General features: G+C 43.9%; 14 protein-coding genes. 13 read left to right on the top strand and 1 reads right to left on the bottom strand.

Annotation, left to right across the window (positions count from 1 at the left end):
- Window positions 1-97 precede the first annotated feature (97 nt).
- From serC to ACM0P2_RS10870, 11 genes are all read left to right on the top strand, one after another.
- Window positions 98-1183 carry a 3-phosphoserine/phosphohydroxythreonine transaminase gene (gene serC, locus ACM0P2_RS10920; RefSeq protein WP_159119106.1) on the top strand — a complete coding sequence of 362 codons (1086 nt, stop codon included), beginning with the start codon at window positions 98-100 and terminating at the stop codon, window positions 1181-1183.
- Window position 1184: 1 nt separating this feature from the next.
- Window positions 1185-2468, top strand: coding sequence for a 3-phosphoshikimate 1-carboxyvinyltransferase (aroA, locus tag ACM0P2_RS10915; RefSeq protein WP_159119104.1), 1284 nt, complete (start codon window positions 1185-1187; stop codon window positions 2466-2468).
- Window positions 2469-2637: 169 nt separating this feature from the next.
- On the top strand, window positions 2638-3309 hold the full coding sequence (cmk, locus tag ACM0P2_RS10910) for a (d)CMP kinase (protein ID WP_014976668.1): 672 nt from the start codon (window positions 2638-2640) through the stop codon (window positions 3307-3309).
- A gap of 119 nt (window positions 3310-3428) precedes the next feature.
- Window positions 3429-5099: a 30S ribosomal protein S1 gene (gene rpsA / locus ACM0P2_RS10905; RefSeq protein ID WP_105931390.1), complete on the top strand. Its 1671-nt coding sequence runs from the start codon at window positions 3429-3431 to the stop codon at window positions 5097-5099.
- Window positions 5100-5175: 76 nt separating this feature from the next.
- Window positions 5176-5463, top strand: a complete 288-nt coding sequence (gene ihfB / locus ACM0P2_RS10900) for an integration host factor subunit beta (protein ID WP_014949641.1) — start codon at window positions 5176-5178, stop codon at window positions 5461-5463.
- A 197-nt stretch (window positions 5464-5660) separates the two neighbouring features.
- Window positions 5661-8003 (top strand): PilZ domain-containing protein, encoded by a 2343-nt coding sequence (locus ACM0P2_RS10895; protein ID WP_173358551.1) that lies wholly within the window; start codon window positions 5661-5663, stop codon window positions 8001-8003.
- Window positions 8004-8085: 82 nt separating this feature from the next.
- Window positions 8086-8343 (top strand): LapA family protein, encoded by a 258-nt coding sequence (locus ACM0P2_RS10890; protein WP_173358564.1) that lies wholly within the window; start codon window positions 8086-8088, stop codon window positions 8341-8343.
- Window positions 8343-9512 (top strand): lipopolysaccharide assembly protein LapB, encoded by a 1170-nt coding sequence (lapB, locus tag ACM0P2_RS10885; protein ID WP_105931388.1) that lies wholly within the window; start codon window positions 8343-8345, stop codon window positions 9510-9512. The genes ACM0P2_RS10890 and lapB overlap by 1 nt, the downstream gene beginning before the upstream one ends.
- Before the next feature lie 6 nt (window positions 9513-9518).
- Window positions 9519-10217 (top strand): orotidine-5'-phosphate decarboxylase, encoded by a 699-nt coding sequence (gene pyrF, locus ACM0P2_RS10880; protein ID WP_159119096.1) that lies wholly within the window; start codon window positions 9519-9521, stop codon window positions 10215-10217.
- A gap of 676 nt (window positions 10218-10893) precedes the next feature.
- Complete coding sequence (locus ACM0P2_RS10875; RefSeq protein WP_173358553.1) at window positions 10894-11244, top strand: hypothetical protein; 351 nt, start codon at window positions 10894-10896, stop codon at window positions 11242-11244.
- Window positions 11245-11327: 83 nt separating this feature from the next.
- Complete coding sequence (locus ACM0P2_RS10870) at window positions 11328-11849, top strand: hypothetical protein (protein ID WP_173358554.1); 522 nt, start codon at window positions 11328-11330, stop codon at window positions 11847-11849.
- A 502-nt stretch (window positions 11850-12351) separates the two neighbouring features.
- On the opposite strand, the gene ald is transcribed toward ACM0P2_RS10870, so the two are convergent.
- Window positions 12352-13485, bottom strand: coding sequence for an alanine dehydrogenase (ald, locus tag ACM0P2_RS10865; protein WP_105931386.1), 1134 nt, complete (start codon window positions 13483-13485; stop codon window positions 12352-12354).
- 184 nt (window positions 13486-13669) lie between these two features.
- On the opposite strand from ald, the gene lrp reads away from it, so the two are divergent.
- On the top strand, window positions 13670-14155 hold the full coding sequence (lrp, locus tag ACM0P2_RS10860; RefSeq protein WP_105931385.1) for a leucine-responsive transcriptional regulator Lrp: 486 nt from the start codon (window positions 13670-13672) through the stop codon (window positions 14153-14155).
- 289 nt (window positions 14156-14444) lie between these two features.
- Entirely contained in the window at window positions 14445-17219 is a 2775-nt protein-coding gene (locus ACM0P2_RS10855; protein ID WP_173358555.1) for a DNA translocase FtsK, read from the top strand.
- Window positions 17220-17225: the final 6 nt, after the last annotated feature.

Genomic DNA, 17225 nt, shown 5'->3' with positions numbered 1-17225 from the left:
AACAAGCGGCTTTTGCCGCTTGTTTGCCTAATGGCTCACGGAATATAAATATGCTCGTGAGTTTAATGGTAATTATCTACAGGTGTTGAACAACGCGATGAAAGAGGTTTTTAACTTTAGTGCGGGTCCAGCCATGCTTCCTAAAGAAGTGATGCTAAAGGCTCAAGCAGAATTTACGAATTGGCGCGATCTAGGCTGCTCTGTTATGGAAGTGAGCCACCGCGGTAAAGATTTCATTGAAATAGCAGCTAAGGCAGAGCAAGACTTGCGCGACCTGCTATCCATTCCTAACAACTACCACGTACTTTTCACACATGGTGGCGGTCGCGGGCAGTTTGCGGCGGTACCGCTAAACTTGTCAAATGCGAACGATACCAGTCTTCATCTGGTAAGTGGTTCTTGGTCAAAAGGTGCAGTAGATGAAGCCAACAAATACAACAATGCTGTTGTTGTTGGTGAGGTGTCTGAAAAAGACGGCCTTCATTATATCGCAGAGCCTCCATTAAGCGATATCGACCAGTCTGCTGCATACTATCACTTCTGCCCTAACGAAACGGTTGATGGTATTGCCTTTGATTGGTTACCAGAGTCTGGTGATGTACCTCTGGTATCGGATATGTCGTCAACTATCTTGTCGCAACCTTTAGACGTCGCAAAACACGGTGTCATTTATGCCGGCGCACAGAAAAATATTGGTCCTAGCGGCTTATCTGTAGTTATTGTACGTGATGACCTTGTGGGCAAGGCACGAAAAGAAACGCCTTCTATCTTTGATTACGCGCTGGCAGCCAAATCAGACTCTATGTACAACACACCGCCTACTTTTTCTTGGTATTTGGCGGGTCTTGTATTTGAATGGCTTAAAGATATGGGCGGCGTTGATGCTATGGCAAAACGCAACGCTGAAAAAGCAGCGTTACTATATTCTGCGATTGATAGTTCTGACTTTTATTCAAGCAAGGTACACCCCGACAACCGTTCGAAAATGAACGTACCGTTCCATTTAGCTAACCCTGACTTAGATAAACTATTTCTTCAACAGTCACAAGACGCTGGTTTACTTGCATTGAAAGGCCATCGTTCGGTAGGGGGTATGCGTGCCAGTATTTATAACGCAATGCCAGTTGAAGGTATTGTTGCGCTTGTTGAGTTTATGCGCGAATTTGAAAGAGTGAATGGATAAAATGGAACAGTTAACATTAGACCCGATTGCAAAAGTATCGGGAGAGGTCAATGTACCTGGTTCAAAGAGTCTGTCTAATCGCGCTTTGCTACTTGCGGCGTTAGCAGAAGGCGAAACGGAGCTGACTAACCTTCTTGACAGTGAAGACATTGAACACATGCTTAATGCCCTCACGAAGCTAGGCGTTAGCTACCGCCTCAGTGATGACAAAACGCAGTGTGTCGTGCAAGGCAATGGCGGCGCATTTGACGTGGCTGAACCGCTAGAACTTTTTCTAGGTAATGCCGGTACGGCAATGCGTCCATTATGTGCCGCGCTCGCTGCGAGTAATGTTGATACCGTGCTAACTGGCGAGCCGCGTATGGAAGAACGTCCCATTGGAGACTTAGTCGATGCATTGCGCGAAGCCAACGCCGACGTTACCTATTTAAAAAACGACGGTTATCCGCCGCTGCAAATTAAGGGTAAAACATTAAGTGGCGGTGAGATGTCTGTAGATGGAAGTGTTTCCAGTCAGTTTCTGACAGCGCTTCTTATGGCGGCTCCGCTTTTTTCAGGCGATGTTACGATTCGTATTAAAGGTGAGTTAGTCTCTAAGCCCTATATCGACATCACGCTAGACACCATGGCGAAGTTTGGCGTTACGGTTAGTAATGATAACTATCAAACGTTCACGGTTTCGGGCAGTGCAAAGTACGTGTCGCCGGGTAAATTCATGGTAGAAGGTGATGCTTCGTCTGCATCTTACTTCCTTGCAGCTGGCGCCATCAAAGGTGGAACGGTACGCGTAACCGGAATAGGCCAGAACAGTATTCAAGGCGATATCCGCTTTGCTGATGTGCTTGAGGCAATGGGCGCAAAGGTTGTGTGGAACGACGAATACGTGGAAATAACCGGTGCACCGCTTAAAGGTGTCGATATGGATATGAATCATATTCCTGATGCGGCTATGACTATTGCGACCACAGCACTGTTTGCTGAAGGCCCAACAACCATGACCAATATCTATAATTGGCGTGTAAAAGAAACCGATCGACTTGCTGCTATGGCAACGGAACTACAGAAGTTAGGCGCAAAGGTAGAAGAAGGCCACGACTATATTAAAGTATGGCCGACGGACTCGCTGAAGCATGCAGAAATAGATACATATAATGATCACCGCATCGCCATGTGCTTTTCTCTGGTAGCGCTTAGCGATACTCCAGTCACAATTAATGACCCGGGATGCACTCGAAAAACTTTCCCTGATTACTTTACGCGTTTTAAAACACTCTATAACGCATAAGGCGACCCTAAAGTAGTGCAGCGATTGTTTTTTATTCACTGCATTCATGTTGATCTGTATCAGATTTATCCTAATGTTCAATGCCACCTAGTATAGGTGGCATTGCTTATCCCGTGCTAAAGCGTATAATTACGCGCGATTTTTTAGTAATTTAAATGATGGAGCAGGTATGCATTCCACACCCGTAGTCACGGTTGACGGTCCAAGTGGCGCTGGCAAAGGTACATTAAGTAGCTTGTTAGCAAAAAAATTAGGGTGGCATTTTCTAGATAGCGGTGCGATTTACCGTGTTTTAGCAGTTGCCGCACTTCACCACGACCTGCCGTGTGATGATGAAGAATGTGTTGTTCCTCTAGCAACCGGTCTCGATGTAAGTTTCGAGACGAATGGCGATACTACCCGTATTATCCTAGAAGGCGAAGATGTCACTGATGACATTCGTACTGAAGAAGTCGGAGCGGTAGCATCCAAAGTCGCCGCTTTGCCTCGTGTTCGTGAAGCTTTGCTTCGCAGACAACGTGCTTTTCAACAAGACCCTGGCTTGGTAGCAGATGGTCGCGACATGGGAACCGTAGTATTCCCCGATGCGCCTGTAAAGATTTTCCTTACAGCTAGCGCAGAGGCTCGTGCTGAGCGTCGTTATAGCCAGTTGAAAGCAAAGGGCATGGATGTTAATATTGCGCGCCTTTTGACCGATATCAAAGCCAGAGACGAGCGCGATACACAACGTGCAGTCGCACCATTGGTACCGGCACAAGATGCTGTAATTATAGATTCAACAGACTTGGATATTGACCAAGTCTTTGAAAAAGCGATGGATATTATTTCCTCACGCCTTTAATGACGAGAGCTGATCGCATCCAAAGCAGTGTTGCTACAGGGAGTGGCGACTAAATTTAATAACCCCGCGTTATCCGGATAAGAAGCGTGGATATCAACTTAAAAGTTTATTTGAGACTTATGACTGAAAATTTTGCACAACTTTTTGAAGAAAGCTTACAAGAACTAGAAACACGTCCTGGTTCAATTGTAAAAGGTACTGTTGTTTCTATCGATAAAGATATCGTTCTTGTTGACGCAGGCTTGAAATCAGAAAGTGCTATCCCAGCTGACCAATTTAAAAACGCTGAAGGCGAGCTTGAAATCGCTATTGGTGATGAAGTAGATGTAGCGCTAGATGCAGTAGAAGATGGTTTCGGTGAAACTATTCTTTCTCGTGAAAAAGCCAAGCGTCACGAAGCGTGGGTTGAGCTGGAAAAAGCTTACGAAGATAAAGTCACTATCAAAGGCGTTATCAACGGTAAAGTTAAAGGCGGTTTCACTGTTGAAGTTAACAGTGTACGCGCGTTCCTTCCAGGTTCTCTTGTTGACGTACGTCCAGTACGCGACACTACGCACCTTGAAGGCAAAGAGCTTGAGTTTAAAGTTATCAAGCTAGATGCTAAGCGCAACAACGTTGTTGTTTCTCGTCGTGCAGTTATCGAAGCTGAAAGCAGCCAAGAGCGTGAATCACTACTTGCTAACCTTGAAGAAGGTCATGAAATCAAGGGTATCGTTAAGAACCTTACCGACTACGGTGCGTTCGTTGACCTTGGTGGCGTAGACGGTCTTCTACACATCACTGATATGGCTTGGAAGCGCGTTAAGCACCCAAGTGAAATCGTGAATGTTGGCGACGAAATCAACGTTAAAGTACTTAAGTTCGACAAAGAGAAGCAGCGTGTTTCTCTTGGTATGAAGCAAATGGGCAACGATCCATGGCAAGAAATTGCGTCTCGTTACCCAGAAGGTACTAAGATTAACGGTCAGGTTACTAACCTTACTGATTACGGCTGCTTCGTTGAAATCGAAGACGGCGTTGAAGGTCTTGTACACGTTTCTGAAATGGATTGGACCAACAAGAACATCCACCCATCTAAAGTTGTTAACCTAGGTGACACTGTAGATGTAATGGTTCTTGAAATTGACGAAGAGCGTCGTCGTATTTCTCTAGGTCTTAAGCAGTGTATTGCTAACCCTTGGGAAACATTTGCTGAGTCACACGAAAAAGGTGACAAAGTATCTGGTAAGATCAAGTCAATCACTGACTTCGGTATCTTCATCGGCCTTGACGGCGGCATCGACGGTCTAGTTCACCTTTCTGACATCAGCTGGAACAAGTCTGGTGAAGACGCGGTTCGTGACTACAAGAAAGGCGACGAAATCTCTGCAGTTGTACTACAAGTCGACCCAGAGCGTGAGCGTATCTCTCTTGGCGTTAAGCAAATCGAAGAAGATCCTTTCAACAAGTATCTGACAGATAACAAGAAAGGTGCTATCGTTACTGGTACAGTAACAGCAGTTGATGCGAAAGGCGTTACTGTAAACCTAGCTGAAGAAGTTGACGGCTACATCCGCGTTGCAGATCTTGCTGTAGAGCGTGTTGAAGACGCAACAGAAGTAGCAAGCGTTGGTGATAGCATCGAAGCGAAGTTCATGGGCGTTGACCGCAAGAACCGCACTGTTAACCTATCTGTTAGAGCGAAAGATCAGGCTGACGAAAAAGAAGCTATCGATAAAGTTAACCAGCAAGAAGATGTTGGTTTCGCTAACGCGATGGCAGAAGCATTTAAAGCTGCTAAAGGCGAATAATGCTTTTGTGGGTGTGCACATGCACACCCAATTCGCGATAGCTGTTTAAACAATAATATTGACAATGAGGTTAAGCATGACCAAGTCTGAATTAATTGAACGGCTCGCGGATCAAGCGCGTCATATTCCGGCGAAAGAACTCGAACTGGCAATTAAAGAACTTCTAGAGCAAATGGCGCAAACCCTCCAAAAGGGTGAACGTATTGAAATTAGAGGTTTTGGTAGTTTTTCTCTTCACTATCGCGCACCTCGCGTGGGTAGAAACCCTAAAACGGGTGAAACAGTGAAACTTGATGGTAAATATGTACCTCACTTCAAGCCAGGAAAAGAACTTCGCGAACGGGTAGATGCCTCAATCGCATAACGCAATTTAAAAGCCGCTGTTAAGCGGCTTTTTTGTGTCTGCTCGTTTTTTATGAGTAAGTGGTGGACGTGAATGGTTTTGTATCGCTGACAAACCATTAGCTCTATATACTTACGTTTAATTTTTAATACCTATTGACCCCAAGTTGAATAGGGTTATATATTGTTCTGATAACAATAAACGGTATTCATGAAGCAATGTCAGCCGGCGATGAACAAGCAATAATAAAACAATACCAGCCGCTAATTCGCGCTTTAATTCCTTACGAACAACAAAATAAGTTGTTAGAAGGGATAAACAAATTTTCGAAGCGCCTTCCAAGCAGTGTCCGAAAGGTAGTAAAAGAGGAAGTCGTAAGGCTGACCTCACTTACAGACGCGCCTGCAGATAACTCAGCGTTCGCCCAATTTCCCGTGATGAAATTTAAACATTTCGGGGTCCAAATGCGCCTTGATAAAGTGGGCGCACAGATACTTAAAAATGAAACCTCGCTTTATCAAGACAGGTATACGGTAGGTGTGTTTGAGTCAGTAATGAACTCGGACTTCTATCAAAATCAGATAAAGAAAGAGCAATTTAAGAAAATTGTTGATGCCTTCAATGTCGAGAGTCAATCATTTACGGATATTGATTTTGGTGAAGACATAGCCATTCGACCTAATTTCACTATTTCTTCTCCAGAATTTGAAAAAGGGCGGCATTGCTCAATTAGTTCGATGTCGCACAGGGAAATAACCCTTGAGACAAAAAGGCCCCCTAATGCATCTACCGGTGATGTGCTAACTTTCACCATTCCTGAGGTTAAGGGTCTCACTAAAGAACCTACTGAGATAACGCTAGAGTTAGAGACGGTTAAGTATAATAAGCACCTTGGAAAGTATGAAACCTCGTTCACCTTTAAAAATGATGTAGACAAAGAATTTATCGCATTGTTAAAACGTTATGTCGCGGTAACGGCCTACAAGCAGCCGCTTCAACGGGATTTAGAAATAGAACGCGCAATGCAGGAGCTAGAGCGTGACCGCATATTGGAAAATAGCCCTTGGTTACCTGTCTTTTTAGCACCTGAGAAAAAATCACTGAAACCCGTTATTGCACTTTTTACAAAGGCCAATGTAGAGCATAACAATGCGGAAAAGTTATTGGCGAGTCTACAAGACAAACCCATTTTCGAAACGCTAGTAGAGGAATTGCGCAAATACAACGAGGCGTATGTTTTCCAGGGAAACATCAAAACAAAAAGTGGAAACGTCCAAATAACCGCAACCCATCGACAGTTGTTAGCGCTCAAACAATTGAATGCCTTGGTCTATTTGCTCGCGAAAAGCGGCGACTTTATATGTACGCATTGTCGTCTTGATGCAGTAAGCAGAGAAGATAAGCAAAAAGCCTTTGCAATCCACGATATCGCCAGTAAAGAGTTCGAACAACTGGCTCAGATATCTCACGTGTTGTATTGCAAAGACGTCTCTTCTTACCTGACTAACTTAACACTTTCCGCTAAATGTGACTTCAAGCCTCTATCTAAATCGCTCAAGGCCAGTGGAAATAACTGGCGGATTGACTATGTGATGGAAGAAGACTTAGACAGGCGCTCAGAGACTCGTTACATCATCGATAAGCCGGCGTCAATTAAAGTGGGTTTACTCTCTTCTCTCGATGCTCGTGTGGCAGATTTAAGCGCCAGCGGGATGAAATTGATTGTGGCACCGAACAGTGAATTACAAAAAGAAGTTCGTGTATCGGTTCCAGAATTAAAAATTAAAGGCGAGAAGTATAAGCTTGTTCATTATCAAGCAAGTACCGGTGTCGCTAGACTTTGTCTAGTAGAGGACATGAGGAAAGCCAAGGTTGGGTCCAGTGTTGATAGCATGGTTGAGGAAAACACAGCCTATTTTAAGGTGAGAGATATTGCGCGGATTCAGCGTTCAACGCACCGTTTTATATGGGAACTTGCCGTCCGCCATATGCCTTCCTTAGCGGTACTTTGTGTAATGAACCGATTTACGTTGGACAGATTGAAAACCGTTTACCAGAGTGATTCGTCTGACGATCTTTATCCGTTTTCGCGAACACAAAATATTATTCCGCTGCACGGTTTCTTTGCCGATAAAGGTCAAGCAAAGCCAAAGTCTCGAATACTTGAGGGTATGTTTAAAGAAACGTCCAACCAGGCACTTGTAGTACACTGCGTAAGAAAAAGTGATAACAGGCTGGTGTATATAAAAGAGCGAGATTTCCTTTTTTCTAAGTTGCGAACCCAGATCAAGTCACAGCTTGATGATGGGAAAATACAGTTAAGTGCTACAGATGTAACTGCCATTCGGTGTCATGGCGCTATTACTCCATTAACCAAAAAGCGTTTAGCCCAATTGTCTAAAATAGATAAAGCCATGTATGGAAAGCTTGAAACCATGCAAGCGGGTTATACGCATTGCATTTTCATTACTAACATGTCGGCATTGCATCACGATCTAGTTATCGACAACCTCATTGCTAAACCAGAACGACGAGAACTGCAGGCAGAAGGGGCTGCTTAAACGCAATTCTGCTACGCTTTTTGTGTAATCTCTTTTCGCATTTTGCTATTCTTGTAAATAAATCAATAAAAAGGGTTTAGTGTTGAAAGGGATCCTAACGTTTCTTATCATTCTGGTGCTGCTTTCCATTGCGTTTGTTATTGGCTCGCAAAATGAAGCACAAGTGACAGTAAATTATTTGATAGCTCAAGCTAATTTACGTCTATCGACCCTCATTGCAATAACCTTATCAATCGGCGTAGGCATTGGCATTCTTATCATGCTTTTAAGCTGGCTTAAATTGAGGGTACAGTTGATGAGTGCTCAATCAAAAATACAGAGTTTGGAACAAGAACACTAATGCTCGAACTGCTGTTTCTTCTTTTGCCTGTTGCGGCAGGTTATGGCTGGATAATGGGACGAAATAGTGTCCGCCAAGCCCAACGAAAGCAGTCTAGTATCCTATCAAAACATTATTATAAAGGCCTGAACTTTCTTCTTTCAGATCAGCCTGATAAGGCCGTAGACACGTTAATTAAAATGATTAACGTGAATAGCGATACGGTGGAAACCCACATCGCAATGGGTAGCTTTTTCCGCCATCGCGGTGAAATCGACCGTGCGATAAAGGTGCATCAGAATTTAGTAAGTAGAGACGAACTTCAGCCAGCTCAGCGCGAGAACGCCCTCAGAGAGCTTGGTCACGACTATACACAAGCAGGTTTTTTAGAACGTGCTGAAAATGCATTCCTTCAGTTGCTTAACAGCGAAAAGCATTATCTTGTTGCACAACAACAACTATTTAGCATCTACCAGACTACGAAAGAATGGGAGCGCGCCATAGAGTTAGCTGAGCGGATGGTTCAGTGCCATGGTGATAATGATGACGTGTGCGAGCGGCTGGCTCATTTTTATTGTGAGCAGGCGGCAGTAGAGCTTAAAAATGATAGCCAAGGCGCAGCATTAACGCTTCTTCAAAAAGCCGTAAATGCAGATGAACACGCTGTAAGGCCGTGGTTAATGCTAGGCGATATTGCTTTAGAACAGCAGCGCTACACAGACGCTAACGCCTATTTTACTCAAGTCGCAGAACGTGACATTAATTGGTTTAGCGAGGCGGTTCCTAGCCTTGAAAAAATAGCCGAAGAAACTGATGACTGGGACAGTTTTCAAAAGAACTTAGAAGCCCACTGGCAAGAGTGCGCTACCTCGTACTTGGCTATGGTTGATATTTTAATGAAGCGTGGCGAAACGCTTCAAGCTGCTGAGTATTTGTTAGAACAACTTAGAAAGCGTCCTACCATGCGGGGTTTCAAAACCCTAATGGGGCTTTATATTGATCAGCTCACAGATAAAACCACAGCTGATAGTCTGCGGCTGTTAAAAGAACTAGTAGAAAAACAAATGCTGCAACGGCCAAAATACCGCTGTGGAAGCTGTGGATTTTCAGGTCGAAAATTATACTGGCTTTGCCCGAGCTGTAAAAAATGGGGCGTAGTGAAACCAATTAAAGGGCTAGACGGAGAATAAAAAGACATGCATGACCCACGCGTTATTGTTGCTTTAGATTATGACAATAAAGACACTGCCTTGGCGTTTGTAGATAAACTAGATCCAAGCTTGTGTAAGCTAAAAGTGGGCAAAGAAATGTTCACCTTATTCGGCCCAGAGTTTGTGAAGGCGCTTATTGCCAAAGGCTATGATGTTTTTCTCGATTTGAAATTTCACGATATCCCCAATACGGTAGCCAAAGCATGTAAAGCAGCGGCGGAGCTGGGTGTATGGATGGTAAACGTGCATGCTTCTGGCGGGTTGCCAATGATGCAAGCGGCGAAAGAAGCCATTGCAACAAGCACTAATCCTCAAACTAAGCTTATAGCGGTTACCGTACTTACCAGCATGGACGAGGCGCAGCTTGCTGATGTGGTAAGCGGTGTAACACCAGAGCAACAAGTTTTGCGCCTGGCTGCTCTTACAGAAAAAGCAGGGTTAGACGGCATTGTTTGTTCGGCGCAAGAAGCCAGCGCGCTACGTGAGAAACATAGCAACGACTTTCTTCTAGTGACACCAGGTATTCGCCCAGTAGGCGCAGACGCAGGGGATCAAAAGCGGGTTATGACACCTCCTGATGCAATGAAAGCGGGCGTGAGCTATTTAGTTATGGGGCGACCTATCACAAAAGCAGAAGACCCTATTGCAGTACTGAATGCAGTAAACGCATCAATAAACGGTTAGCACTAATTCAGTAATGTATTGGATCGTAGTTGTATGCTGAGTTACTCATTTTAACGCTGCTGAGATATTTATGAATTTAGGTATCGAAGCGTATCCAATGGAATAGACTGCCCCTAAACGTGGGTTGTTGCCCTTCATTTGTTCTACATGGTGAAGATGAGTTACGAATACTCGGATTAGGGTATGCTCGTGGGCTAGATTACTTAAGTCGGTATTGATATCGCAAAATCCCTTTTTCAAGTGCACGGCATTATCGAAACTGCAACGGCCAAAAAACAAAATGCGTTCGAGTATGTGATGACCGGTCTCGCTGAATTCAGCATGCTTAAATATGAGATCGGATAACTGTTACCATGGCAATTTGTAAAGTGCTAAGTGTGATTCACGGTAGCTTATATTAAAACTAACATATGCAGATTAAGAAGGTGTAAGGGTATTAAACTGAGATTAAAGAATAAATCGAAGCTAAATTAGGGAACTGAGTAAGTATTATTTAACTGAAATAAATACTTTAAGCCCTAGCGTCATTAATGACGGAAAGTTTCACCACAATCAGTATTCATAAGTTGCTCTAAAATCAATTAGCTTTAATGGATTATCCTGACTAAGCTAACAAAGAAAAGGATGTTGTATCTCTGAAAAGTACAATTGATTATCAAGGATATAAGGATACAAGATGGAAAAAATGAAGCCTCAAAAATGCTGTGCAATAAATGCGTATACTTCATTAAAAGCCCTTTTTTTAGCAACCGCTTTATTTCACCCCTTACAGGTATTTGCAAACGAACCTTATATAACCGTATGCGGCTATATGCCGTCCGGTTCATTTCAGGAACCGGTTGAACACGTATTAACAGGTGATTCATATTATCCTGAGTGTCCTTCCGAAATCTCTCGGACATCTTCAACAACATCGGTTGTTGCTATACCAAATCCTCAAGCGCCAGGTGGAGTAACCTACGTCCAAACTCACGACTCGGTAACACAAATTTGGGGCTTAGTTTACGAGTTGCAAGGCGGCTACTAAAAACAGCAGATTACTTGCGCATCCTTGATGTGCAAGTAATTTATTGAAAATAAGAAACTATTTATCAGATTAGGTAATATCTAATGAAACACGTATTGTTTTTAATTCTGTTTAGTTCTTTTACTCTATCAAACACTTTAGTGCCAGAATCTCAAAACGAGGATATTGAGACAATAACTGTCGAAGGCTCTAGACCACTAGGTTATTTTTACAAATTACGACAAAAAGAACGAATTGCATTCATGGAAAAATTTAACCGCCTTATCAAGGATGAAGACTTACGTTTTGAATGCAGAACAGAAACTCAAACCGGCTCTCACATAAGCTCTAAAGTATGTAGAAATGTATTTGATTGGCGGATAATACAAGAGATCGTAACGGAAGAGATTAACAGGGGGAATATTTACTCTGCTTATGCGACTGCTTTGATGGGAAATAAAGAGCAAGAGAAGCGAAGACAAGAATTGATTCATACAATCAATGCGTTGCTGGAGAGTAATGAAGAGTTATCAAGAGCTTATGAAAAGTTTAGAAAAGCCGACTCAGCATATAAGAAAGCACATGGTGAACGATTCGGAAACCTAAGTCCTTATAATAATAAGTAAATAAATTTCCAATAGAGAATAATTCACTCTTTACTAATTTGGTGAAAAAACAGCTGTCAAAACATGGGCGTTATGGCATTTGCTCTACCAGCTTAATATTGTTTAGTGTAGCGATTGGCCATAGCTTCGCATTTCCAATTCCCCTAATGCACAATTTCTGCCATAGGCACGTCAACCTCCATGAAAGATAGAACTCCACTGTTGGGGGTGCTGTGACTAGTAACCTCTTCATTTGATATGATTAAGCTCAATGGTTAGGATGTTTGATGCACCGATTGGTGGTCTCTAGTGACGTAGATACGTAGCAACAATTTACATAGCAATTTACTAAGTGTGAGGTGGGATTGTAGGTAGTGAACTTGAAGCAATAATAAATTTAGCTTATTTCGCTATTCAGCGTTTACGATAAAAAAAGCTCGGATGTCGTGTTCACATACCGAGCTTTTTTAAGGCTACTTATTCACGAAAGTGACCTATAGCGATTAAAATAATAGAAATAAACTTATTCGCCTTTAAGTGCAACTTCAGCAGGCGTATACGTTAAACCTAGTTCTTCACCTAGTGCATCAACGACTGCCTTGTAGGTTACTTTACCCTCGTGAACATTTAGGCCGTTAAGCAAGTGCTTGTCTTCAAGCATGGCTTTCGCTGGGCCTTTGTTTGCAAGGGCTAAGCCGAATGGCAATGTAGCGTTGTTAAGTGCCATTGTCGAGGTGCGCGCAACGCCACCTGGCATGTTCGCAACACAGTAGTGAACCACATCATCAACAATGTAAACTGGGTCTTGATGAGTAGTGGCTTTAGAGGTTTCAAAACAGCCACCTTGGTCAATCGCAACGTCAACAAGTACTGAGCCAGGTTTCATTGCCTTAATTTGTTCGCGAGTAAGCAGCTTCGGTGCCGCGGCACCAGGAATAAGTACTGCGCCAACAACAAGATCAGCTTTTGAAGAATAGTGCTCAATAGCATCAACAGTTGAGTATACTGTTTTTACCTGACCGTTAAAAATATCGTCTAGCTGACGAAGGCGTGGAAGAGAACGATCTAAGATGGTTACATCAGCGCCGAGACCCAGCGCCATTTTCGCGGCGTTAGTACCTACAACACCACCACCGATAACCAATACTTTACCCGGCGCTACGCCTGGTACACCACCAAGAAGCGTACCGCTTCCGCCGTGCGCTTTTTCTAAATAATGTGCACCGGCTTGAACAGACATGCGACCAGCAACTTCACTCATAGGTGCAAGTAGCGGCAGCCCATTGCGTTCGTCAGTTACGGTTTCATATGCAATACATGTTGCGCCTGATTCCACAAGAAGCTTGGTTTGTGTGGGGTCTGGGGCAAGGTGTAGGTAGGTATAAAGCGTTTGACCCTTACGCAGCATTTTACACTCGTTAGGTTGTGGCTCTTTTACTTTTACAATCATTTCTGCTTCTGCAAACACTTGCTCAGCTGTAGCTGCAATTGAAGCGCCCGCCTCGATATACAAATCGTCGGTGAAACCAATAGCATCGCCCGCGTTAGTTTCAACTAAAACACTATGGCCATGGGTAACAAATTCTTTTACCGCTGCAGGTGTTAAGCCAACACGGTACTCATGGTTTTTAATTTCTTTTGGTACACCAACTATCATGTATCGTCCTCAATTTTAAAGTGAGCTTCTATGCGGCTCTGGTTGAATTTCAATTTATAGCTGTGGGTGACATTGCCCAACACGATATTCGGCGAGTATACGCCATAAAAAAACGAACTATCTGCTGAAGAATATTCTTTTATAGAATATAATTCTGTATATCCTCAATTATGAAATACATTATATGCTGGTAAAGACCCCAAAACACCTTGACCGAATAGACAGGAATATTCTTGTACAACTCCAGAAAAACGGGCGTATATCGAATGTTGAGCTTGCTAAAGAGGTAGGTTTAAGCCCCAGCCCGTGCCTAGAGAGAGTAAAAAGACTGGAGTCACAAGGCTATATCAAAGGTTATCACGCCATTGTTGACCCCGAGAAGCTAGGTGCCGCTATGCTGGTGTTTGTAGAGATAACCCTAACCAAAACATCTGTCGATATCTTTGCAGAATTTTCTGCTGCGGTGAAACTGCATGACGATATACAGGAATGTCATTTGGTATCGGGAGATTTTGATTTTCTGTTAAAGGCGCGTGTAGCGGATATGGGAAGTTACCGAAAACTGTTAGGCGATACGCTATTACGATTACCAGGAGTAAGCGAGTCGCGAACCTATGTCGTGATGGAAGAGGTAAAAAGTACATCGTCACTTCGCATTAATTTGAAGTAATGAAAGCGTGGCTCAATTGAGTGATTTTATGGTAGGCTGTGCAAAAATACAGTGTTTAAGATTTCTCAAAGGAAAGCAAGAAGTGACAAACGGAAGGGCAGGGAACCGGAAAGTAGTTGTTTTTGCGGTTTTAGTGTCTTGCATAAAATAAAAATTATCTAGGAATTGCAAGGAGTTTGCTAAGCTCTTTGTTGCTATTAGCGCATATCTCATGCGAAAAGCGTGTAACAAAACATGTGATAATAATAGCTGTAGTAAATGCGACGGAATTTGAAGGTTTTTTAGGGTTATGGCGCGATTAACAGGGGTTCAGCGAGTGTGGGAAGCAGGCATGATTATCGCCTGTGTTTTCGCCTTCTTTTTATTGCTGGCACTAGCATCTTTTCATCCAGGAGACCCAGGTTGGAGTCAGGCTGGGTTGCAATTAGACGTACACAACTGGGTTGGAGCATCCGGAGCTTGGGTAGCTGATCTTCTGCTCTTTTCTTTTGGTTTTTTAGCTTATCTTTTGCCTTTCGGAGCCGCCTTTTTAGGGTGGTTTTTGTTTCAGCATATCAAAGAGCTGGACGAGTTTGATTACCTCACCATCGGGCTGCGCATCATAGGCGGTTTGCTGATGGCCCTAGGCGCAACGGGTATTGCTAGTATTAACTTCGACGATATTTACAATTTTTCAGCTGGCGGCTTTGTCGGCGACGTTATTAGTTCAGCGCTTGTGCCGTATTTTAATACGGCAGGTACAATTCTTTTACTACTGTGCTTTTTCTGTACCGGTTTTACGCTACTAACAGGTATTAGTTGGTTAACCATCATCGACAGGCTGGGCGAGGGCACGCTTTGGTTAGGGCGTAAAACACTTTCTGCTCCGCAGAGCCTTTTAGCGTTGGAAATGCCGCGCTTGGCCCTTTCCAACAAATCCTCTCAACAAAACGGTGATGATACCGCAGCGTTAGATATTACAAGTATGCGCGCAGAACCGTTAGCAACAGACACTGACACACAGCAAGTGCATGCTAAGCCCGCAGCTGTAAAGCGCAGTGAGCCAACCTTCGGTAGTAGTGGCATAGACGACGAGCCTCCGTTTTACACATACGACACAAATAACGAAGCGAGTAATACACCTCCCGACAAAACTAGCGATACGAAAAGTGATATTGACGAACAAGCTGATAAAGAGTCCGGTAACACACAGGACACTAAAAAGTCTGCATTCTCATTGTCAGGTTTTAAAAATGCTGTTGCTGACTCTGTTAAAGATAAAGTCGGGTTTGGCAAATCTCATGAGGATGGAGTAAGTGCAGAAAGTACACTTGCTGAACATTCGCAAGGGACGGCTACTCAGCAAAGCCCGCACATTAATTTTGACGAGTTAGAAGAGTTTGATGAGGATTTGCCCTATGAAACAGGCACAAAGCCAACATCCTCTGCTAGTAGCACATCTAATGCAGCGCAAGAAGAGCAAGCAGAATCGATTTCAACTCCGCTTCAGCCTCAAGCACAGAATTTCGCTCCCGCTGCGCTAGGAGCAAAACCAGTCAAGCCCAGAGTAGAAGAGGTGGATCCGAATCTACCACCCATGCCATCTTTTGATTTACTAGAGCGCGCAGATAAGCACGAAAACCCGCTCACTCCTGAAGAGATTGAAGGGATTTCACGGCTTGTTGAAGAAAAACTTGCTGATTTTAATATTGAGGCAACAGTCGTAGGGGTTTATCCCGGCCCAGTAATCACTCGCTTCGAACTTGATCTGGCCCCTGGTGTAAAAGTGAGCAAAATTACTGGTCTCTCAAAAGACCTGGCCCGCGCTATGTCAGCAATCTCAGTACGCGTTGTTGAAGTTATTCCCGGTAAGTCAGTTATTGGCCTAGAACTTCCGAATAAAAAGCGAGAAATGGTTCGCTTGAGCGAAGTGATTAGTTGCGACACGTTCCAATCAAACAAATCGCCGTTAACGATGGTGCTGGGTGCAGATATCTCAGGGCAACCCGTTGTCGTTGATCTGGCAAAAATGCCTCATCTATTGGTGGCAGGTACGACCGGTTCAGGTAAATCAGTGGGCGTAAACGTGATGATACTGAGCTTGTTGTATAAGAGCACGCCAGAAGACGTGCGCATGATCATGATTGACCCTAAAATGCTTGAACTGTCTGTATATGAAGGCATTCCCCATTTATTGTCGGAAGTGGTTACAGACATGAAAGAGGCCGCTAATGCGCTTCGTTGGTGTGTGGGTGAAATGGAACGCCGTTATCGACTTATGAGCGCCCTTGGCGTGCGTAACCTTAAAGGCTATAACGCAAAAGTTGAAGAGGCTATTGCCAACGGTACGCCAATTAAAGACCCGCTTTGGAAGAATGAAGAAAGCATGGATGCCGAAGCTCCAGACTTAGGTAAGCTTCCCGCTATTGTAGTCGTTGTTGATGAGTTTGCCGACATGATGATGATAGTGGGTAAAAAAGTTGAAGAGCTCATTGCACGTATCGCACAGAAAGCACGTGCTGCGGGCATACACCTTATTCTTGCCACACAGCGTCCGTCTGTAGATGTTATTACAGGTCTGATTAAGGCGAACATTCCAACTCGTTGTGCGTTTCAGGTATCGAGCAAAATTGATTCAAGAACCATTCTGGACCAACAGGGCGCTGAAACTCTGTTAGGTATGGGAGATATGCTGTATCTGCCGCCGGGAAGTCCGGTGCCTACCCGAGTGCACGGTGCGTTTGTCGACGACCATGAAGTGCACGCTGTGGTAGCTGACTGGCAAAAACGCGGTGAACCCGAATACATTGACGAAATCTTAAATGGCGAGGCATCGGCAGAAGTATTACTTCCTGGTGAACAGCCTGAAGGTGAAGACCAGGAGTTTGATGCTTTTTATGACGAAGCTGTGGCATTTGTTACTGAAACCCGCCGAGCTAGTGTCTCTAGCGTGCAGCGTAAATTTAGAATTGGTTACAACCGCGCCGCGCGACTTGTTGAACAAATGGAAATGAGTGGTGTCGTAAGTGCACAGGGGCATAACGGGAACCGTGAGGTACTTGCACCGCCGCCCCACAAAGAATAACGAATG

The sequence above is a fragment of the Alteromonas sp. OM2203 genome, from assembly GCF_048517045.1.
Taxonomy (GTDB): domain Bacteria; phylum Pseudomonadota; class Gammaproteobacteria; order Enterobacterales; family Alteromonadaceae; genus Alteromonas; species Alteromonas gracilis.
Note: the sequence above shows the minus strand (reverse complement) of the source record. Positions and strands in the feature narration are given on the sequence as shown.